The sequence below is a fragment of the Enterococcus camelliae genome (assembly GCF_042685105.1).
Lineage (GTDB): Bacteria > Bacillota > Bacilli > Lactobacillales > Enterococcaceae > Enterococcus_G > Enterococcus_G camelliae.
In genome coordinates this window covers 1-620 of the sequence record NZ_JBHUMO010000045.1, presented here as the reverse complement: position 1 = coordinate 620, position 620 = coordinate 1, and the positions used below count along the sequence as shown (strand labels likewise).

Genomic DNA, 620 nt, shown 5'->3' with positions numbered 1-620 from the left:
ACAATACAAGCAAGGAGTGCCCATATGTCGACTTTACAACACAAACAACTAACTTTCAATAAAAATATTACACTTGCCAACGATGGTGGCAAAATTTCTTCAGATAGCGGTCTTGTTCTGATAAAAGAGTTTATGAACCGGATTGGGTTTTCAAGCATACTTGAAGAGCAGGTAAAACTAACTGACAGCCGAAAAAACCCAGATCATACGTATAACGATATAATAGAGCAACTACTTTTACAGCATATCGCTGGCTACTCAAAAGATGTCGCAGCGAATCGATTACGACTAGACCCGATCTTCAAAACTATCTTTTCCAACAAAAACACTCTGGCATCACAACCAACGATTAGTCGCTTTTTCCAAGCAATCACAAAAGAAACTATCCCTCAGTTTATGCAGGTGGCCCAGCAGTTGGCAGATATGCAGATCGCTCAAAATAACATCCAAGACATGGTGATTGATCTTGATTCTACTCATTCGGACACATACGGAAATCAAGAAAGCGCAGATTTCAACAATCACTATCAGACTAACGGCTATCATCCTCTTGTCGCTTTTGATGGCTTAACCGGAATGTTTCTTGGCGCAGAATTACGCCCAGGTAACGTTTATACCTC

Annotated in this window: 1 protein-coding gene; it reads left to right on the top strand. The window is 40.5% G+C overall.

Translation table 11 applies throughout. The features are described from left to right. Positions 1 to 24 precede the first annotated feature (24 nt). Positions 25 to 620 (top strand): transposase (locus tag ACFSR0_RS08055; RefSeq protein WP_379981675.1); only part of this gene is annotated, 596 nt, incomplete at its 3' end.